Raw genomic sequence first — 15,523 nt, forward strand, 5'->3', positions numbered from 1 at the left:
CCGATCCAGGAGGCACACCGGCATGGCTGTCTACACCCTTCCCGAGCTGTCGTACGACTACGGCGCACTCGAGCCCCACATCTCCGGCCGCATCATGGAGCTGCACCACTCCAAGCACCACCAGGCCTACGTGACCGGCGCCAACACGGCACTCGAGAAGCTCGCCGAGGCCCGCGACTCCGGCGACCTCGCCGCGGTCAACCTCCACGAGAAGAACCTCGCGTTCAACCTCGGCGGACACGTCAACCACTCCGCGTTCTGGACCAACCTCTCCCCCGAGGGCGGCGGCGAGCCCACCGGCGACATCGCCGCAGCCATCGCCGAGGACTTCGGCTCGTTCGAGAAGTTCAAGAAGCACTTCGCCGCCGTCGCCGCAGGCGTCCAGGGCTCGGGCTGGGCCATCCTCGCCTGGGACACCCTCGGCAAGAAGCTCATCATCGTCCAGCTCTACGACCAGCAGGGCAACATCGCCCTGGGCCTGGTCCCGATCGTCCTGCTCGACGTCTGGGAGCACGCCTACTACCTCGACTACCAGAACGTGCGCGCCGACTACGTCACCGCCTGGTGGAACCTCGTCAACTGGGCCGACGCCGACGCGCGCCTTGCCCGCGCCCGCACCCAGGGCGAAGGCCTCATCATCCCCGCCTGACCCTCTGCGTCGCCCCACGGGCCGCACAGACCCCTTCTCGGGGTGTCTGTGCGGCCCTTTCGTCTGTGACGGGCGCCGGCGAGAGGAGGACCGGCCATGGCCGTGGTCGACGGAAGGGGCACGTTCGCGACGGGAGACCTCGGTGCGTCACGAGGCCGCTACGGGCTTCTCCTGGAGCACGAACCGGGCGGCCTCCACCACGTGCCTCCCAGCCCGGACGCACCATGGGTGGTGGCACTCACGGGATCCCGACCGCACCGAGCTCGCTCGGTGCCGCGGTGCAGGTCGTCGGAGTCTGGACCGGGGTCGAGATCCGCGTCGACGACACGAGCGCCTTTCACCTGGGCGTGAGACACCCACCCGACGAGGGCACGGTGCACGCCCAGGCCGCTCAGGAGGCTGCCGTGCACGACGTTCCCGACGTCCGCCAGCGGTTCAAGACTCGGGCCGTGGCCCGCGGCCTCCTGAGCGCCCTCGACGCGCTCGAGGCACTCGACGCACTCGACGCACGGTCGCGCTCCAGGCGAGGCCCCCGAGGGCCCGGCACGGCCGCGAGGACTGGCTCCCCGATATCGGTGAGCCCATCACTACCCCTGCGGACCCTGCACCTCGGCCGCTCCCGCGCTCCCCCGCTCTCCCGCGGCCCGGACCTCCCGAGCTGCCCTGTGCCGGCAACGCGAACGGGCCCCGTCTCCCTGAGGGAGACGGGGCCCGTCGAGTCGTGCGGTCGGTCAGTGCGCGTGCTGTCCGCGAGAGAACTCGAAGACCCAGCCCACGAGGGCCACGGCGCCGAGGACGACGCCGATCCCGAGGATCCACCAGCCGAGCGCGAGGCCCAGGAAAGCGATCGCAGCGGCACCCGCGATGGCCAGAGGCCACCAGCTCCAGGGCGCGTAGACGCCCTGGTCGCCTGCACCCTGCTCGATGAGACCGTCCGGGTCGTCCTCGGGGCGCGAGTCGATGCGCTTGGCGGTGAGGGCCAGGTAGCCACCGATCATGGCCGCGAGCCCGAAGGTCAGGAACAGCGCTGCGGAACCGACGGGCTCCCAGTGGCTCCAGAACCCGTAGACGAGGGCCATCAGGAGGAAGAACGGGGCGAGGAAGAGGTGGAGCCTCGATTCGACCTTCACTTGCCGTCCTCCTTCTCGCCGTCGCGCGGCTCGTCGATGATCATGGTCGAGGACGAGGCGCTGGGGTGCTGCTTGCCCTCGACACGGTCCGCGGCGACCTGCTGCTCACCACGGCGGTCTGCGTCGCCGTAGATCTGCTGCAGGACGTTCGGGTTGGGCTCCGCGTGGTCCATGGCCGCGACCTCGGGGTGGTGCAGGTCGAACGCGGGACGCTCCGAGCGGATGCGGGGCAGCGACGTGAAGTTGTGCCGCGGCGGCGGGCAGGACGTCGCCCACTCGAGCGATGCACCGTAGCCCCAGGGGTCGTCCACGGTGACCTTGGGCGCGTTGCGCCAGGTCGTGTAGACGTTCCAGAGGAACGGCAGGGTCGAGGCGGCGAGGATGAACGCGCCGACCGTCGAGACCTGGTTCATCCACGTGAACCCCTCCTCCGGCATGTAGTCCGCGTAGCGACGCGGCATGCCGGCCACGCCCAGCCAGTGCTGGACGAGGAAGGTGGCGTGGAAGCCGATGAAGAGCAGCCAGAAGTGGATCTTGCCGAGCTTCTCGTTGAGCATGCGCCCGGTGAACTTGGGCCACCAGAAGTAGAAGCCGGCGAACATCGCGAACACCACGGTCCCGAAGACCACGTAGTGGAAGTGCGCCACGACGAAGTACGAGTCGGAGAGGCTGAAGTCCAGCGCCGGGCTCGAGAGGATGACTCCCGTGAGACCACCGAAGAGGAAGGTCACGAGGAAGCCGATCGACCAGAGCATGGGCGTCTCGAACGTGAGCTTGCCGCGCCACATCGTGCCGATCCAGTTGAAGAACTTCACACCGGTCGGGACCGCGATGAGCATCGTCATGAACGCGAAGAACGGCAGCAGGACCGCGCCGGTGACGTACATGTGGTGTGCCCACACCGTCACGGACAGCGCGGCGATCGCGATCGTCGCGTAGACCAGGCCCTTGTAGCCGAAGATCGGCTTCCGGCTGAAGACCGGCAGGATCTCGGAGACGATGCCGAAGAACGGCAGGGCGATGATGTAGACCTCGGGGTGGCCGAAGAACCAGAAGAGGTGCTGCCAGAGGATGGCGCCACCGTTCTCCGGGTTGAAGATCTGCGCACCGAGGCGACGGTCCGCACCGAGCGCGAACAGCGCGGCGGCCAGCGGGGGGAACGCCATCAGGACCAGGAGGCTCGTGACGAGCGTGTTCCAGGTGAAGATCGGCATGCGGAACATGGTCATGCCCGGGGCGCGCATCGTGATGATCGTCGTGATGAAGTTGACCGCACCCAGGATGGTGCCGAAGCCGGCGAGCGCGAGGCCGAAGACCCAGAGATCACCGCCTGCACCTGGACTGAAGGTCGTGTTGGACAGCGGCGCGTACGCGAACCATCCGAACGACGCTGCGCCCTGCGGCGTGAAGAACCCGGCCGAGGCGATGAGCCCGCCGAAGAGGTAGAGCCAGTACGCGAACATGTTCAGTCGCGGGAAGGCGACGTCAGGTGCGCCGATCTGCAGCGGCATGATGACGTTCGCGAAGCCCGCGAAGAGCGGCGTCGCGAACAGCAGCAGCATGATCGTGCCGTGCATCGTGAAGAGCTGGTTGTACTGCTCCTTGCTCTGCACGATCTGGATGCCGGGCTCGAAGAGCTCGGCACGGATCACGAGGGCCATGAGGCCACCGATGCAGAAGAAGATGAACGACGTGATCAGGTACATGTACCCGATCGTCTTGTGGTCGGTCGAGGTGACCCACTTGATGACGGTTCGTCCGAGCGTCTGGCGCTTCGGGGCGAGACCGGGAATGACTTCGGCCTGCGCGACCATCAGTTCTCACCTTCCGTGACGACGGGGGGGTTCGGGTCCTGGAGGCGGTTCAGGTCGAGACCGAGCTCGCCGATCTGGCCCTTGTCCTCGAGCTTCTGCATCTGCGCGTCGTACTCCTCGCGGGAGACCACGGCGACGTTGAAGAGCATGCCGGAGTGGTGCTCGCCGCAGAGCTCGGCGCACTTGCCGGCGTAGACACCCTCACGCGTGGGGGTGACCTGCCACTCGTTGGTGCGCTCCGGGATCATGTCCATCTTGAAGAGGAACGCGGGGATCCAGAAGGAGTGGATGACGTCGCGGGAGTCCAGCTTGAACCGGACGACCTCGTTGACCGGCAGGTACAGGGTCGGCAGCGAGGTCGCGGTGCCGGGGGCACCCTCGATCTCGTCCTCCGAACGGAGGTCGCCGACGTTGGCCTCGTGCTGGCCGGACTCGTAGACGTCGTCCGTGAGGTAGTTGAAGTCCCAGCTCCACTGCTTGCCGATGACCTGGATCTCGACGTCAGGCTCTGCGGAGAGGTCCTTGATCGCCGTCATGTCACGGTCGGTGTAGTAGAAGAGCACGAGCACCATGACGATCGGCACTGCCGTGTACATGATCTCGAGGGGCAGGTGGTAGCGCGTCTGCACGGGCAGGACGTGGTCGTCCTTGCGCTTGCGGTAGGCGGCCACGCACCACAGGATCAGTCCCCACGTGATGACGCCGACGATGAGTGCTGCGATCCAGGACCCGTTCCACAGCGACGTGATGCGGGCGGTCTGGTCGGTCACCTCACCGTCGGAGTATCCGGGGAGGAATCCGCGCTGAACGGTCTCACTGGCACAACCGGACGCCAACGCTGCGACCGCGACGGCGGAAGCCGTCGCTCGCAGGATGGTTCGCCGTGTGCGGCTAGGGGATTGCGAGTGCAAGGGGGGCCTTTCACTTCAACGTTCGACAGGGGGGCTCGATCTTCTCCACGAGTTCCCCGCAGAACCTTCGTCCTCGACCCACAGAGCCTAGCGCGCAAATGCCCTCTCTCGCGCCGTCAACGCGGCTTCTGAACGTGACGAATCCGCCAACTTCCCGCGAGATCCCGGGGTTCGGCACACCCTCGACGCATCTGTCAGATCGTCGCTTCCCGCGCGGCCCGCGCTACGGTGCACGGTGTACGTCGCGCCCACGGCACATTCGGCGCGTCTGCAATGAAAGTTCGCCGATCGGCGTCCTCGGACCCCCTCCTTGGCCGCCTCGCACGCCCTCAGGAGCTCATGTGACCGACACCACGACGCCCCCGCGTCGGGTCTACCTCGACAACGGTGGTCGGGCGGCCCTGCACCCCCTCGCGCGCACCGCGCTCGACCAGGCCGTCGACGACGGGTGGGCGGATCCCCGGCGCCTGTACGCCGAGGCGCGTCGCGCCGCCGTGCTCCTGGATGGCGCCCGCGAGGCGATCGCCGCCGCGCTCGGTGCCCGGACCGAGGAGGTCCATCTCGCCCCCTCGCACGTCGGAGCCCTGCACGCCGCGGTGGGCGCGGTCGCGCTCGGGCGGCGGCGGACGGGTCCGGGGATCGTCGTCTCAGCGGTCGAGCGCGCCGCCGTGCTCCATGCCGCCGAGCTCGCGGTCGGGCTCACGGAGACGCCCGACGCCCTCGTCAGGGTCCCGGTCGACCTCTTCGGCCGGGTCGACGAGGCCGCGATGACCGAGGCGGTGGCGCGCCCTGGCGTCGCGCTGGCCGCGCTCCAGGCGGCGAACGGCGAAGTGGGCACGGTCCAGCCCGTCGCGGCCGTCCACGGGGCCGCTCGCGCCGCGGGGGTCCCGCTGCTCGTGGACGCGGGTGCCGTCGTCGGGCACGGGGAGGTCCCGTCCGCGTGGGACCTGCTCGCCGCCGATCCCGCCGACTGGGGCGGCCCGGCGGGCGTGGGCGTCCTCGCGGTCCGCAACCGGGTGCGCTGGCGCCGGACCTGGCCCGAGGACGCCGAGCCGTGGTTCCCCGGCGGCGTCAGCGTCCCGGCAGCGTTCGCGGCGGCCGTCGCGCTCCAGTCCGTCACGGCGGACCGCGCGGCCCAGGACGCGCGGCGCCGGGCGATCGTCGACAAGGTGCGCGCCGTCGTCGGGCAGATCCCCGACGTCGAGGTCGTGGGCGATCCCGACCACCGGCTCCCCCACCTCGTGACGTTCTCGTTCCTGTTCGTCGACGGCGAGGCCCTGGTGACCGAGCTCGACCGGGCGGGCTTCGCGGTCGGGTCAGGCTCCGCGTGCACGTCGAGCACGCTCGAACCCAGCCACGTCCTCGCGGCGATGGGTGTCCTGACGCACGGCAACGTGCGCATCGCTCTCGACCGGGCCACCACCGAGGAGGACGTCGACCGCTTCCTCGCGGTCCTGCCCGGGGCCGTCGCGCGCGTGCGCGCCTCGCTCGGGGTGAGCGGGCTGTGAGCGACGAGCCCGGCACGCTTGTGGACGCGCGCGGCCTGCGCTGCCCGCTGCCCGTCATCCGGCTCGCGGCCGCGGCCCGCGACCACGCCCCGGGCGACGTCCTGACGGTCTGGTCGACCGACCCCGCGGCCCGTCACGACGTCCCGGCCTGGGCGCGCATGCGCGGCCACACCGTCGTCGAGAGCGTCGTGGTGGACGTCCCCGACGCGGCGCCCGACGACGGCACGACCTGGGCGGTCACCGTCCGTCTGGGCGGGTAGCCGGCGGGCACGGCCCCGGACGCGAACGGCCCGGCCACCGTGAGGTGACCGGGCCGTCGAGGTCCTTCGGCGTCGCGCAGCCGGGCTGCCGACGCTCGCGGATCAGCCGAACGAACCGCCGCACGCGCAGGCGCTGCCCGCGTTGGGGTTGTCGATCGTGAAGCCCTGCTTCTCGATGGTGTCGGCGAAGTCGATGGTCGCGCCGTCCAGGTAGGGGACGCTCATCTTGTCGACGACGACCTCGACACCGTCGTAGTCCTTGAGGGCGTCGCCGTCCAGGACCCGCTCGTCGAAGTACAGCTGGTAGATCAGGCCGGAGCAGCCACCGGGCTGGACGGCGACGCGCAGACGCAGGTCGTCGCGGCCCTCCTGCTCGAGGAGGCTGCGGATCTTGCCGGCCGCGAAGTCCGTCAGCAGGACGCCGTGGGTGGCGGTCTCGGTGGTCTCGCTCATCGTGTTCTCCGCACAGTCTTCGGTGGGCTCTCGCCCCGTGGTGTGCCGTCGGTCTGCGGCTCCCGCTCCCGGGCAGGCCGATCGGTCCTCAGGCTTCTCGCATACCCGTCAACACGACGGGAGATCGTTCTGTTCCCGAGTGTACGACGCCCGGGCTCACCTCTCGCTGCCGGCCCAGGTCCGGGCCACGCGAGCGACCCGTGCACGCGCCGCGTCCCTGTCCGGCCCGAGCTCGTAGGCACCGCTGATCCCTGCGGCGGCCTGCTCGCGCCGACCGGCGAGGAGCTCGCGGGCCAGCACGACGACGGGCACCCCGCGTGCGGCGGCCCGGCGCGCGACCTCGGGCAGTGCGCCGGCGTGCGTCGTCGACGCGTCGAGGCGGTCGACGACCACGACCGCGACGTCGGCGGCACGGACCCGCCCGTCCAGACCGACGACGTCCGCGACCACCGACGTCCCCGGCAGCAGGCGCCCTCCGGCGGCCGCGATCCCGAAGCCCAGCCCCCCGCCTGCGCCTGCGCCGGGCAGTCCGGTCAGCGCGCGGTCGGCGGCCGCGCGCTGCGCGACCCCTCTCGCGAGCCCCGGGGACGCCGTCGGGCCGGAGAGGCTCGGAGCGCCCGACAGCAGGTCGCGGCGCGCCGCGCCCTCCAGCGCGCGCGTGACCTCGTGCGCGTAGTGGCCGTGCGCCCGCTCGAGCTCCTGGGCGAACGTCGCCAGCGCGGGCCGTGCGGCCGCGAGCGCGCCGCTGGCTCCGTGCAGGCCCAGCAGCGGCAGGTCGGACTCGACCGCGCCGACGAGCTCGACGGACCGCAGCGACTCCCGGGCGCGCAGCGCGAGCGCGGCGTCCTCGGCGGTGGTGGCACCGAGCGCTGACCCACCGCGGGTCAGCGGCCCCGCCCCGGTCCCCGCGAGCGCCGCGAGCATCCCGGCCCCGGCGTCGTGCGCGCCGCCGTCCCCCGTCGCCACGACGACGCGCGAGGCACGTCGGGCAGCGAGCGCGACCACCTGCCCGACGCCGTAGCTCGTCGCCGCGCCCAGCCCACCGGCGGAGGTGCTCGCCTCGGTCGCCGCAGGACGCAGGAGCGCCGCCTCGACCCAGGCGGTGCGCGCGCCGGTCGACGACGGGGGGCCGAGCCGGAACGTCGCGGGCACGTCGTCACCGGCTGCGCCGCGCACGACGACCGCCACCTGCTCGGGGGCGTGGGCCGCGAGCGAGCGCAGGAAGCCGGCCGCGCCCGGGTTCAGGAGGCACGGGTCCACGTCGCCGCGCACCGTGGCCGCCCAGGTCTGCGCGACCAGGGCGCACACGTCCTCGGCGGACAGGATCCCGTCGGTCAGGGCGAGCGGTTCCGCGGCGGCGAGGAGGAGGCGCATGCCGCGATTGTGCCAGGCCGTCCGCCCCGACAGGGCTGCTCGACCGACCGACCGTTGTGCGACGATGGTCCCGTGAGCACCCTGTTGGACAGCGCCTTCGCGGAACCTGCCCCCTCCCCCCTCCTGCTCCTCGGACAGGGCCGGGACCTGGCCTCCGAGCGAGGAGTCGAGTGCACCGGCGAGCTGCCGGCGGCCAGCGACCCCGACCTCGTCGAACGTGCCCGTGCGGCCCGCGCCGCGCTCGGCTCGCGGGCCTTCGTCCTGGGCCACCACTACCAGCGCGACGAGGTCATCGACTTCGCGGACGTCACGGGCGACTCGTTCAAGCTCGCGCGCGAGGCCGCGGCACGTCCCGAGGCCGAGTTCATCCTCTTCTGCGGCGTGCACTTCATGGCCGAGAGCGCGGACATCCTCACCTCGGACGCCCAGCAGGTCGTCCTGCCGGACCTCGCGGCGGGCTGCTCGATGGCCGACATGGCCGCGATCAACCAGGTCGAGGACGCATGGGAGGTCCTCCAGGACGTCGGGATCGCCGACGTCACTCTCCCCGTCACGTACATGAACTCGACCGCCGCGATCAAGGCCTTCACGGGTCGGCACGGCGGGACCATCTGCACGTCCTCGAACGCGGAGGTCGCGCTGCGCTGGGCGTTCGACCAGGTGGGTGGTGTGGACGGCACGGGCAAGGTCCTGTTCATGCCGGACCAGCACCTCGGGCGCAACACCGCGCTGCTGAAGCTCGGCATGTCCCCCGCGGACTGCGTGGTCTTCGACCCCCGCAAGCCGAACGGCGGTCTGACCGACGCCGAGCTGCGCGACGCACGCATGATCCTGTGGCGAGGGCACTGCTCCGTGCACGGGCGCTTCTCCGAGCGCAACGTGACCGACATCCGTGCCGCGGTGCCGGGCGTCAACGTGCTCGTGCACCCCGAGTGCAAGAACGAGGTCGTGGAGGCCGCGGACTACGTCGGCTCGACCGAGTACATCATCAAGATGCTCGACGCGGCCGAGCCCGGCTCGTCCTGGGCGATCGGCACCGAGCTCAACCTGGTGCGCCGCGTCGCGCGCGCACACCCGGACAAGCAGGTGCACTACCTCGACTCGACCGTCTGCTTCTGCTCGACCATGAACCGCATCGACCTGCCCCACCTCGTGTGGGCCATGGAGTCGCTCGTCGCCGGGCGCACGGTCAACCGCATCGTGGTCGACGCCTACGACGCCCACTGGGCGCGCGTCGCGCTCGACCAGATGCTCGCCCTGCCGGGGCTGTAGCACCACCCGTCGGGTTCGTCGGCTTCCGCCGGCGGGCCCGACGGTCGCACCATCGCATCGACCCTCGGGGGTGACGGATGACGACCGGGAACGGTCTGAGCGTCGGGATCTTCGTGTTCGACGGCGCCGAGGAGCTCAACGTCGCGGGCCCCTACGAGGTGTTCACGACGTGGCGCGAGCGCTCTGCCCTCAAGCCGCGGGTCTCGACGTTCTCCTGGGACGGGCGCGGGGTGCGGCTCGCGCAGGGCCTGCACATGGTCCCCGACGGGTCGGTCGACGAGGTCGACCCAGTCCAGGTGCTCGTGCACCCTGGAGGGCCCGGCGTCCAACGGCTGGTCGGGGACCGGGCGCACCTCGCCTGGCTGCACGCGATGCGAGCCCGGACCCCGCTGCTGACCAGCGTGTGCACGGGGTCGCTCGCGTTCGCCGCCGCCGGACTGCTGGCCGGGCGTCCCGCGACGACCCACTGGGACCACGTCGACGAGCTCGCCCGGCTCGACCCCAGCATCCTGGTCGACACGGAGACCCGCTTCGTCGACGACGGCGACGTGGTCACCTCGGCCGGGGTGTCGGCCGGGATCGACATGGCGCTGCACCTCGTCGAACGGCTCGAGAACGCCGAGGTGGCCGAGGAGGTCAGGCGCGCCCTGCAGTACGAGGGCTGAGCCCCTGGCCCGCGCCACGACCGGCGGGGTCAGGCGCTGGCGCGCTCCTCGTAGCGGCCCGAGCGGTGCGCCCACCGGTCGAAGAAGACCGTGAGGAACGGCGGCAGCGTCGCCGCGAGCGCGAAGAAGACGGTCAGGAGCGACCAGCGCTGACGGACGGCCACGACGAGCGCGAGCGCGACGTAGGCGACGACCAGACCGCCGTGGACCGGGCCGAAGATCTTGACGCCGATCTCGGAGGCCTCGGCGACCCACTTGACGTACATCCCCACGAGCAGGCCGGCCCAGGAGAAGGCCTCGGCGATCGCGACGACGCGGAACGCGCGGACGGTCCAGTGGTGGGGCGTCCTCGAGGGTCCGGACGAGGGCTCGAGGGCGACGGGCTTCGGGGCGGCGTCGGGAACGGGGGCGGCGGTTCGGGAAGTCACGGGGGCCATCCTCACACGGCTCCCTGGACGGGCCCGAACCCACCGGCGGGTCCCGCCCGTCCGGGCCCAGGAGCGACGCCCGACCCGCGATACCTGATACCGCCCGTGCTCGGTAGTAGCCTGCGACGGTGACCCGACAGATCCAGCTCACGATCGCCAGCACCCTGCCGCGCCGGGCCGTCCCCGGCCGCGGGGTCCTCGACCCTTCGGTGACCCGCATGCGCGTGCGTCCGGGCGACCTCGACTTCTACCTGCACGTGAACAACGGCGTGTACCTGCAGATGATGGACGTGGCACGCAGCAACTTCCTCGCGGACCTCGGCGCCTTCGGGCTCCTGCGCGACAAGGGCTGGTACCCGGTCGTGGCCTCCTCGACCATGAAGTACCGCCGCTCGCTCCAGCTCTGGGACCGCTTCGAGATCACGACGCGCGTGCTCGGGTGGGACGAGCGCGTCGTCTACCTCGAGCAGGTCTTCACGCGCGGCGGCGACCTGTGCGCGCGCGGCCTGATCGCGGGCCGGTTCCTCTCGAAGGCGGGAGACCGCATCCCTGGGCCCGACGTCGTCGCTCTCCTGGGCACCTCGACCGTGAGCCCCGAGCTGCCGGCCGACGTGCGCGACTGGGCCCAGGCCGTGGACGTCGCGGCACGCTGAGCCCGGGCCGCCCTACGCTCCGGGCCATGACGGACGAGGTGCTCGAGCACGCCCTGCTGCACGTGGTCCCCGGGCAGGAGGCCGCCTTCGAGAGGGCGTTCGCGCAGGCCCGGACGATCATCTCCGCGATGCCCGGCTTCGGCGGGCTCTCGGTGTCGCGATGCGTCGAGCGCCCCTCGACGTACCTCCTGCTCGTGCGCTGGGACAGCCTCGAGGCACACACCGAGGGATTCCGCGGCTCGCCCGAGTACCTCCGGTGGAAGGCGCTGCTGCACCACTTCTACGACCCGTTCCCGGTCGTCGAGCACTACCGCGAGGTGTCCGTCATCCCTGGGCCGACAACCATGCCCTGACGTCCTCGAGCTGGGCGAGGACCGTCGTCAGGTCCTGCGTGAGGTGCTGACCCCGGGCCGAGGCCACGCACCGGTCCACGTCGTCGAGCATGCGCCGGGCGGTCGCGGCGTCGTCGAGCCGGACGGCGAGCTCCGCGCGGAAGGCCTGGGCTTCGACCCGGTCCCGGGCCGAGGCGCCCAGGTCCCCGGCCTCCGCGTCGCGGCGCAGCGCGCCGTCGAGGATCTTCACGGCCTGCCCGACGTCGCCGCGCGAGTCCGCCTGGACCACCGCGTTGGCCACGGCGAGCAGCAGGCGCGACTCCCCCGGCGGGCCGACGGGGCGGCCGGTGTCCTCCCCCGAGCCCGAGCGCGCCGCGGGCGACCGGTCCGCCGAGGTGTCGGCGCCGGGGTCCGCGAGATCCTCCGTCGCCGGCGCGGGGTCCTCGGGGCGCCGCACGACCCGCAACCAGTTCCCCGCGGGGTCGACGAGGCTGAAGCCGCTGAGCCCGCCCGCGTTCGCCCGACGACGGGGCCGCGTGATGCGCGGGAAGCCGCTCAGCGGCAGCTTCCCGTAGAGCGCGCGCAGCCCGGCGGCCCACGCCTCGTACAGGGGCTCGGTGTCGTCGACCACGACCAGGCACGAGCCGTACGAGTCCTCGGGACGGAAGCCGTCCATCGCGAAGTAGTGCAGGTCGATGCCGCCGCGGCGCAGCGCGAGGTACGGGTTGGGCCGGGTCTGCCGGTAGGTCACCTCGAAACCGAGGGCCACGGCGAAGTCGTGGATCTCGTCGATCGACGCGCACGGCAGGAGGGGGACCATCGTCTCGTTCGCCATGCCCCTATCCCACCACCACTCCCACCGCCACGGCAGGGCCACCTCGCCGGCGTGGGCTCCGAGGCCTCCGGCGACAGGCTCCGCCGCCGGGGCCCGCTCGACGACTCTCAGACGGCCTGGGCGATCCGGACCATGTTGCCCGACGGGTCGCGGAACGCGCAGTCGCGCGGACCCCAGTCCTGGTCCATGGGCTCCTGCAGGACCTCGGCCCCCGACGCCCGGACTGTCTCGAAGAGAGCGTCGACGTCGTCGGACGCGAACACGAGGATCGGCAGGACGCCCTTGGTCATGAGCTCCTGGAGCGCGTCGCCGTCGGCCTGCGAGCGACCCGCGTGCGGCGCCGAGAGCACGATGCCCAGCCCGGGCTGGGCGTCCGACCCGAGCGTGACCCAACGGAACCCCTCGGAGCCCACGTCGTTGTGCACCTTGAGCCCGAGCGCGTCGCTGTAGAACGCGATCGACTCGTCGACGTCGTTGACGGTGATGTTGCAGAACTTCAGTGAGATGGTCATGACCGCGACTCTAGGACGGGGCTCACGCGCCCGCTTCTCCGATCCTGCTCGATGCGTGCGGCACCGGGCCGGCGCCGAGCTCAGCGCGCGGCGGTCCCCGCGGCGGCGCTGCGCGCCGGGCGCGTCAGGACCTGGGCCACGCACGGCGGCATGGCCTTGACCGCGGCGTGCTCCCGGCCGCGGTACGCCGAGGGCGTCTCGCCCACCACCTCGGTGAACTTCGAGCTGAACGAGCCGAGCGACGTACACCCGACCGCCATGCACGCGTCCGTGACGCTCGCCCCGCCCCGCAGCAGGGCCATCGCCCGCTCGATCCGTCGCGTCATGAGGTAGCAGTACGGCGTCTCGCCGTACGTCGCCCGGAACCGACGCGAGAAGTGCGCGGGAGACATGAGGGCCTTGCGCGCCATGGTCGGGACGTCGAGCGGCGCCGCGTACTCCCGGTCCATGAGATCCCGGGCGCGGCGCAGCAGCACGAGCTCCTCGATCTCCTGCGGGGTCATGCTCCGAACGTAGCACCGGGGTCGCCGGTCGAGAACGGGCCTGCGGTCGTCATCGAGCCGATGCCGACCGCAGACCCGTTCTCGGCGACGACTCAGCCCTGCGCGTCCCGTGCGAGGCGCGTCAGCAGGAGCGCCTCGGCCAGCACGACCTTCTCGAGCTCGCCGAGGTGCACCGACTCGTTCGCGCCGTGCGCGCGCGAGTCGGGGTCCTCGACGCCCGTCACGAGGATGGCCGCGTCGGGGAAGACGTCGAGCAGGTCCGCGATGAAGGGGATCGAGCCGCCGATGCCGATGTCGACCGGCGCCGTGCCCCACGACGTCTCGAACGCCCAGCGTGCGGCCTGCATCGCGGACGAGTCGGTCGGCGCCTGGAACGGCTTGCCCGTCTCGCCGTCGCGCACCGTGACCTGCGCACCGAACGGCGCGTTCGACTCGAGGTGCGCGCGCAGCGCCGCGAGCGCGGCCGCCGGGTCCTGGCCGGGTGCGATCCGCAGCGAGATCTTGGCCGTCGCGCGCGGGGTCAGCGTGTTGGACGCGTGCGCGACGCTCGGCGCGTCGATGCCGATGACCGACAGCGCCGGCTTGGTCCAGAGGCGACCCGTCAACGTCCCCTCGCCCGCGAGGCGGACGCCGTCGAGCACCGAGGAGTCCGCGCGGAAGTCCGCCTCCTCGTAGTCGACGGTCGGGTCCGGCGCGGAGACCAGGCCCTCGACCGCGACGTTGCCCTGCTCGTCGTGGAGTGTCGCGATCAGGCGTGAGAGCAGCGTGAGCGCGTCGAGCACCGGACCGCCGAACATGCCCGAGTGCACCGCGTGGCCCAGCACCGCGACCTCGACGTCGCAGTCCACCAGCCCGCGCAGGCTCGTGGTGAGCCCCGGGACGCCGACCTTCCAGTTCGCGGAGTCCGCGACGACGATCACGTCGGCCGCGAGCAGGTCCTCGTGCTGGTTCAGGAACGGCAGGAAGCTCGGGGACCCGACCTCCTCCTCGCCCTCGACGAACACCGTCACGCCGATCGGCAGGTCGCCCAGCGCGGACAGCGCCCGCAGCGCACCCACGTGCGCCACGATCCCGGCCTTGTCGTCGGCCGCACCGCGACCGAACAGCCGGCCGTCGACCTCGGTCGGGACGAACGGGTCGGTGTCCCACGCGGCCGCGTCGCCCGGGGGCTGCACGTCGTGGTGCGCGTAGAGCAGGACCGTCGGGGCCCCCTCCGGGGCCGGGCGGCGCGCGACGACCGCGGGCGCGCCGAGCGGGCCTGCGACACCCGTGGCGTGCAGGATCTGCACCTCGGGCAGCCCCGCACCGCGCAGGAGCTCCGCCACGGCCTCGGCGCTCGCCGCGACGTGCGCCTGGTCGAACGCGGAGTTGGACACGGACGGGATGCGCACGAGCGCCTCGAGGTCCCCGCGCAGGGCGGGGAAGAGCTCGGCGACCCGGGCGCGCAGGTGAGCGACGTCGTCGGGCTCGGGAAGGGTGCTGGTTCCAGGTGTGCTGTTCACCCGGGCAACGCTACCCGCCGGTACGCCTCCGCTCCTGCCCACTCCCCGTGCCGAGGCAGCCCCCGTCCTCGACTACGCTGGACCTGTGTTCTCACGCAACAAGTCCTCCGCGCCCTCGTCGAACGACGCCCCCGACCCGGTTGCCGCCGCAGCCGAGATCGAGAAGGCCGGCAAGGGCAGGCCGACGCCCAAGCGCAAGGTCGCCGAGGCCGCCAACAAGCGCCCGCTCGTGCCCTCGGACCGCAAGTCCGCGGCCAAGACCGCGCGCCAGCAGCAGCGTGAGGCCCGCGACCGTCAGTTCCAGGCCATGCAGACGGGCGACGAGCGCAACATGCCCGCCCGTGACAAGGGCCCGGTCAAGCGCTACGTGCGCGACTACGTGGACGCCCGCTGGAACCTCGGCGAGTTCTTCCTGCCCGTCGCCCTGGTCTTCATCGTCCTGACGTTCGTGTTCTCCCAGAACCTGAACATGGCGACGATCATCATCTTCGTGCTCTACGGGATCGTGCTCATCACGATCATCGACGCGTTCATCATGTGGCGCTCCCTCAAGAAGCGCCTGGTCGCGAAGTTCGGGCCGGACTCCCCCAAGGGCAACGCGATGTACGCCGTGATGCGCGCCTTCCAGCTGCGCCGTGCACGCCTGCCCAAGCCCATGCACAAGAAGCACGGCAGCTTCCCCGCGTAGCCGCTCGCGTCCGGTCCGCCGGACGGCCCCAGTT

At 71.7% G+C, this 15,523-nt stretch carries 18 protein-coding genes; 8 read left to right on the plus strand and 10 right to left on the minus strand.

Translation table 11 applies throughout. From position 1 onward, the window contains the following. Positions 1-22: 22 nt before the first annotated feature. Positions 23-649, plus strand: coding sequence for a superoxide dismutase (locus ACZDYF_RS07570; protein ID WP_129429624.1), 627 nt, complete (start codon positions 23-25; stop codon positions 647-649). A 731-nt stretch (positions 650-1,380) separates the two neighbouring features. Here the strand turns inward: ACZDYF_RS07570 and ACZDYF_RS07575 are convergent. The 3 genes from ACZDYF_RS07575 to ctaC are packed head-to-tail and all read right to left on the minus strand — an operon-like array spanning position 1,381 to position 4,504. Then, positions 1,381-1,779, minus strand: coding sequence for a cytochrome c oxidase subunit 4 (locus tag ACZDYF_RS07575; protein WP_138824250.1), 399 nt, complete (start codon positions 1,777-1,779; stop codon positions 1,381-1,383). Then, on the minus strand, positions 1,776-3,593 hold the full coding sequence (gene ctaD / locus ACZDYF_RS07580) for an aa3-type cytochrome oxidase subunit I (RefSeq protein WP_191789111.1): 1,818 nt from the start codon (positions 3,591-3,593) through the stop codon (positions 1,776-1,778). The genes ACZDYF_RS07575 and ctaD overlap by 4 nt, the downstream gene beginning before the upstream one ends. Further along, a complete protein-coding gene (gene ctaC / locus ACZDYF_RS07585; protein ID WP_191789110.1) occupies positions 3,593-4,504 on the minus strand; it encodes an aa3-type cytochrome oxidase subunit II in 912 nt (303 codons plus the stop codon). The genes ctaD and ctaC overlap by 1 nt, the downstream gene beginning before the upstream one ends. A gap of 341 nt (positions 4,505-4,845) precedes the next feature. On the opposite strand from ctaC, the gene ACZDYF_RS07590 reads away from it, so the two are divergent. Together ACZDYF_RS07590 and ACZDYF_RS07595 are read left to right on the plus strand one after the other, a co-directional pair. Continuing rightward, a complete protein-coding gene (locus tag ACZDYF_RS07590) occupies positions 4,846-6,012 on the plus strand; it encodes a cysteine desulfurase family protein (protein ID WP_475055144.1) in 1,167 nt (388 codons plus the stop codon). Then, a complete protein-coding gene (locus ACZDYF_RS07595) occupies positions 6,009-6,272 on the plus strand; it encodes a sulfurtransferase TusA family protein (RefSeq protein ID WP_191789108.1) in 264 nt (87 codons plus the stop codon). Before ACZDYF_RS07590 ends, ACZDYF_RS07595 begins: the two co-directional genes overlap by 4 nt. Before the next feature lie 102 nt (positions 6,273-6,374). Here the strand turns inward: ACZDYF_RS07595 and ACZDYF_RS07600 are convergent, their stop codons facing one another. Then, positions 6,375-6,725, minus strand: coding sequence for a HesB/IscA family protein (locus tag ACZDYF_RS07600; RefSeq protein WP_030153043.1), 351 nt, complete (start codon positions 6,723-6,725; stop codon positions 6,375-6,377). 156 nt (positions 6,726-6,881) lie between these two features. Further along, positions 6,882-8,099 (minus strand): glycerate kinase, encoded by a 1,218-nt coding sequence (locus tag ACZDYF_RS07605; protein WP_475055147.1) that lies wholly within the window; start codon positions 8,097-8,099, stop codon positions 6,882-6,884. 72 nt (positions 8,100-8,171) lie between these two features. Between ACZDYF_RS07605 and nadA the strand changes: the two genes are divergently transcribed. Both nadA and ACZDYF_RS07615 read left to right on the plus strand, forming a co-directional pair. Then, on the plus strand, positions 8,172-9,371 hold the full coding sequence (gene nadA / locus ACZDYF_RS07610) for a quinolinate synthase NadA (protein ID WP_475055151.1): 1,200 nt from the start codon (positions 8,172-8,174) through the stop codon (positions 9,369-9,371). A 77-nt stretch (positions 9,372-9,448) separates the two neighbouring features. Beyond that, on the plus strand, positions 9,449-10,036 hold the full coding sequence (locus tag ACZDYF_RS07615) for a DJ-1/PfpI family protein (RefSeq protein WP_475055155.1): 588 nt from the start codon (positions 9,449-9,451) through the stop codon (positions 10,034-10,036). 29 nt (positions 10,037-10,065) lie between these two features. Here the strand turns inward: ACZDYF_RS07615 and ACZDYF_RS07620 are convergent, their stop codons facing one another. Then, positions 10,066-10,464: a DUF3817 domain-containing protein gene (locus tag ACZDYF_RS07620; protein WP_475055157.1), complete on the minus strand. Its 399-nt coding sequence runs from the start codon at positions 10,462-10,464 to the stop codon at positions 10,066-10,068. A 128-nt stretch (positions 10,465-10,592) separates the two neighbouring features. Between ACZDYF_RS07620 and ACZDYF_RS07625 the strand changes: the two genes are divergently transcribed. Together ACZDYF_RS07625 and ACZDYF_RS07630 are read left to right on the plus strand one after the other, a co-directional pair. Continuing rightward, entirely contained in the window at positions 10,593-11,117 is a 525-nt protein-coding gene (locus ACZDYF_RS07625; protein WP_400273461.1) for an acyl-CoA thioesterase, read from the plus strand. A gap of 26 nt (positions 11,118-11,143) precedes the next feature. After that, positions 11,144-11,470 (plus strand): antibiotic biosynthesis monooxygenase family protein, encoded by a 327-nt coding sequence (locus ACZDYF_RS07630; RefSeq protein ID WP_475055159.1) that lies wholly within the window; start codon positions 11,144-11,146, stop codon positions 11,468-11,470. On the opposite strand, the gene ACZDYF_RS07635 is transcribed toward ACZDYF_RS07630, so the two are convergent. The 4 genes from ACZDYF_RS07635 to ACZDYF_RS07650 form a co-directional block, all read right to left on the minus strand. Next, a complete protein-coding gene (locus ACZDYF_RS07635) occupies positions 11,442-12,284 on the minus strand; it encodes a hypothetical protein (protein WP_475055161.1) in 843 nt (280 codons plus the stop codon). The two genes, ACZDYF_RS07630 and ACZDYF_RS07635, sit on opposite strands and share 29 nt — an antisense overlap. 107 nt (positions 12,285-12,391) lie before the next feature. Beyond that, a complete protein-coding gene (locus ACZDYF_RS07640) occupies positions 12,392-12,796 on the minus strand; it encodes a VOC family protein (RefSeq protein ID WP_475055163.1) in 405 nt (134 codons plus the stop codon). An 80-nt stretch (positions 12,797-12,876) separates the two neighbouring features. After that, positions 12,877-13,299 carry a helix-turn-helix transcriptional regulator gene (locus ACZDYF_RS07645; RefSeq protein ID WP_475055165.1) on the minus strand — a complete coding sequence of 141 codons (423 nt, stop codon included), beginning with the start codon at positions 13,297-13,299 and terminating at the stop codon, positions 12,877-12,879. 92 nt (positions 13,300-13,391) lie between these two features. Beyond that, a complete protein-coding gene (locus tag ACZDYF_RS07650) occupies positions 13,392-14,801 on the minus strand; it encodes a M20/M25/M40 family metallo-hydrolase (protein WP_475055167.1) in 1,410 nt (469 codons plus the stop codon). Between the two features lie 85 nt (positions 14,802-14,886). On the opposite strand from ACZDYF_RS07650, the gene ACZDYF_RS07655 reads away from it, so the two are divergent. Then, positions 14,887-15,489: a DUF3043 domain-containing protein gene (locus ACZDYF_RS07655; RefSeq protein WP_475055170.1), complete on the plus strand. Its 603-nt coding sequence runs from the start codon at positions 14,887-14,889 to the stop codon at positions 15,487-15,489. The last annotated feature ends 34 nt before the right edge of the window (positions 15,490-15,523 follow it).

The sequence above is a fragment of the Oerskovia sp. PE-21s genome (assembly GCF_056158145.1).

What these genes read in the sequence shown, in the direction of transcription:
- ACZDYF_RS07635 (WP_475055161.1), bottom strand. Translation starts at nt 12,284, where the DNA reads ATGGCGAACGAGACGATGGTCCCCCTCCTGCCGTGCGCGTCGATCGAC.
- ACZDYF_RS07640 (WP_475055163.1), bottom strand. Translation starts at nt 12,796, where the DNA reads ATGACCATCTCACTGAAGTTCTGCAACATCACCGTCAACGACGTCGAC.
- ctaD (WP_191789111.1), bottom strand. Translation starts at nt 3,593, where the DNA reads ATGGTCGCGCAGGCCGAAGTCATTCCCGGTCTCGCCCCGAAGCGCCAG.
- ACZDYF_RS07630 (WP_475055159.1), top strand. Translation starts at nt 11,144, where the DNA reads ATGACGGACGAGGTGCTCGAGCACGCCCTGCTGCACGTGGTCCCCGGG.
- ACZDYF_RS07645 (WP_475055165.1), bottom strand. Translation starts at nt 13,299, where the DNA reads ATGACCCCGCAGGAGATCGAGGAGCTCGTGCTGCTGCGCCGCGCCCGG.
- ACZDYF_RS07605 (WP_475055147.1), bottom strand. Translation starts at nt 8,099, where the DNA reads ATGCGCCTCCTCCTCGCCGCCGCGGAACCGCTCGCCCTGACCGACGGG.
- ACZDYF_RS07600 (WP_030153043.1), bottom strand. Translation starts at nt 6,725, where the DNA reads ATGAGCGAGACCACCGAGACCGCCACCCACGGCGTCCTGCTGACGGAC.
- ACZDYF_RS07615 (WP_475055155.1), top strand. Translation starts at nt 9,449, where the DNA reads ATGACGACCGGGAACGGTCTGAGCGTCGGGATCTTCGTGTTCGACGGC.
- ACZDYF_RS07570 (WP_129429624.1), top strand. Translation starts at nt 23, where the DNA reads ATGGCTGTCTACACCCTTCCCGAGCTGTCGTACGACTACGGCGCACTC.